Source organism: Vicinamibacteria bacterium, assembly GCA_035620555.1.
GTDB lineage: Bacteria > Acidobacteriota > Vicinamibacteria > Marinacidobacterales > SMYC01 > DASPGQ01.
Genome location: DASPGQ010000603.1, coordinates 1 through 2,131, shown reverse-complemented (window position 1 = coordinate 2,131; position 2,131 = coordinate 1). Strand labels below are relative to the sequence as shown.

Annotated in this window: 3 protein-coding genes; 2 read left to right on the top strand and 1 reads right to left on the bottom strand. The window is 63.2% G+C overall.

The window, feature by feature from the left end:
- A partial coding sequence (locus VEK15_24680) for a hypothetical protein (GenBank protein HXV63920.1) occupies positions 1-514 on the top strand: 514 nt, incomplete at its 5' end.
- On the opposite strand, the gene VEK15_24675 is transcribed toward VEK15_24680, so the two are convergent.
- The gene (locus VEK15_24675; GenBank protein HXV63919.1) at positions 515-1,138 is read right to left on the bottom strand and encodes a hypothetical protein; all 624 of its coding nucleotides are present in this window, start codon (positions 1,136-1,138) and stop codon (positions 515-517) included.
- A 79-nt stretch (positions 1,139-1,217) separates the two neighbouring features.
- Between VEK15_24675 and VEK15_24670 the strand changes: the two genes are divergently transcribed.
- Positions 1,218-2,131, top strand: a 914-nt coding sequence (locus tag VEK15_24670; GenBank protein HXV63918.1) for a hypothetical protein, incomplete at its 3' end; no start/stop codon positions are given.

Below are 2,131 nucleotides of genomic sequence, written 5' to 3'. Positions count from 1 at the left end.
GGAATCGCGCGGTCTTCAGGCGGCGAGCTTCCGAGCACCGGGCGCCGATCAGAACAGCTCGGGAGGTTTCACTGCTCTCGGGCGGGACCCGAACGATCTCATCAACGCCGAAGGGAACCTTCCCAACGACCGCACCCACATGTTCCGCGTCCTCGGGAGCACCGAGATTCCGAAGGTCGGAATCTACTTGGGTGCGAGCTACCAGCACCTGACCGGAACTCCCTGGGCGGCGAAGGCGCTCGTCCGGCTTCCTCAGGGCCCGAGGGCGGTGAACATCGAGCCTCGGGGCGCCCGGAGGATGCCGTCCGAGGAAATTCTCGACCTGCGTCTCTCGAAACCGTTCTCCCTTGGAAACGGAAGAAGAATCGAGATCCTCTTCGATCTGCTGAACGCCCTCAACGACGTTTCGCCCCAGAGAGTAGCCAACACGAACTACTACGCCGAAAACTTCGGCGAGGGACGCGACTTTCTCACCCCGAGGCGGTTGATGGTCGGCGTCAAGGCGAGCTTTTGATCACTGTCGCACGACGGTTGCGATGAACGGCACGTCGTACGGGTCGTCATGAGTCCGCACGATCTTGTTCCTTTGCGAGCGGAAGAGGGCACAGTGCAACGTCGCACCCGATTCCACACTCCACTGCTGACACGCTCCGGCGTCTACGACTTCGCAAGTCACCCCGACGGTGTCGAGGTCCGCTCCCGATTGGCCGCAACGGAGCAGATATCCGCTCCCCTCGATGTCGTTGACCGCGACGCCCGTCTGGATGCACTCATTCAGGGCCAAATCCCTCGGAGACGTAGCCGACGGGCTTCCCAGACAATCCAGACCGACGGCATTGAGAGCCATGAAGTACGTATCGTAGACGCGGGGAGGGAGCGGTCCGTCCGAGCTTCCCGTGAGGTTCAGCTTGACCGAACGCCGCGGTGCGTTCTTCCCTTTGACGTCCCCGTCCGGGTCCAGAACGATGTTCCCCGTTCCCGGGAGATAGGCCACGACTCCGGCGACTCCGTGGGAGTACGCGCCATCGTCGCTTTCGAAGTTTCCTCCCGTGAACGTGATGACCAGAGGGTCGCTGACGGGCCCCCCGCCAGTGAGCAGAATCGAGCCGAGAAACGCCGCGGTGGCAATTCGCAACATGGAGACCTCCTTCTCTCGAGGAAGACTAGGGAACCGCGCCGGCGGCCTCAAGCGGTAAAGTGCCGCAAAGAGCGGTTTCGTGCCGCTTCTTGACCCGATGCAGCCCCAAGAGCGACTCGACTCCTGGAAAGAGATCGCCGCCTACCTCAAGCGGGACGTCACCACCGTCCAGAGGTGGGAGAAGCGTGAGGGCATGCCAGTTCACCGGCACATGCACAACCGGCTCCCGTCGGTCTACGCCTACCGATCCGAGCTCGAGGCGTGGTGGAACAACCGCCATCCAGCGCTCGAGGCCGAAGATGGCGAACGCCGCCCCGAGGTCCCTTGGAAGCAGATGGCGGTCGCTGTCGCCGCTCTTCTCGGTGTTTCTCTGGCGCTTTGGAGTCTCCAGTTCCTGCCCAACACGGCCCTTGGGACGGTCATGAGGGAGGTCGCCGATCCATCAGACGTGCTCCTCTGGGGAGGTGGACCGTCTGCGGACGGGAAATACCTCCCATTCACCGAGAGCGAAGCAGGAAACCTCGCTCTTCTCGACCTGGAGACAGGTGAAGCGCGGGTCTTGACGTCGAAGGTCTCCTGGGGAGAGTCGCCCGAGCACGCGTTCAGCTCGCGCATCTCGCCCGACGGCGAGAGCGTCGCCTACTCCTGGTCCGCTCAGGGGGACTTCTTCGACCTCCGCGTGATCGGGATCGACGGATCTGGCCCGCGGATCGTTCTCCGGAATGAAGATGTCGAGAATCTGGATGTCTTCGGGTTCCTGCCCGACGCGAGGAGCGTCCTGGTGGGCCTGTCGAACGACCGCAGTCGCTCGGAGCTCGCGATCGTTCCCCTCGATGGAAGTCCCACGAGAACCGTGCTCACCTTCGAGTCAGCGACACCCTTCCAGGTAAGCCTCTCGCCCGACGGCTACACGGTGGTTTACGACCTGCCTTCGAGAAGCGGCGCCGGCGACCGCGACCTCTTTCTCGCCTCCACCGATGGCGGTCAGGAGAC

Coding starts and splice junctions, on each gene's coding strand:
- VEK15_24675 (HXV63919.1), bottom strand. CDS start 1,138: ATGTTGCGAATTGCCACCGCGGCGTTTCTCGGCTCGATTCTGCTCACT.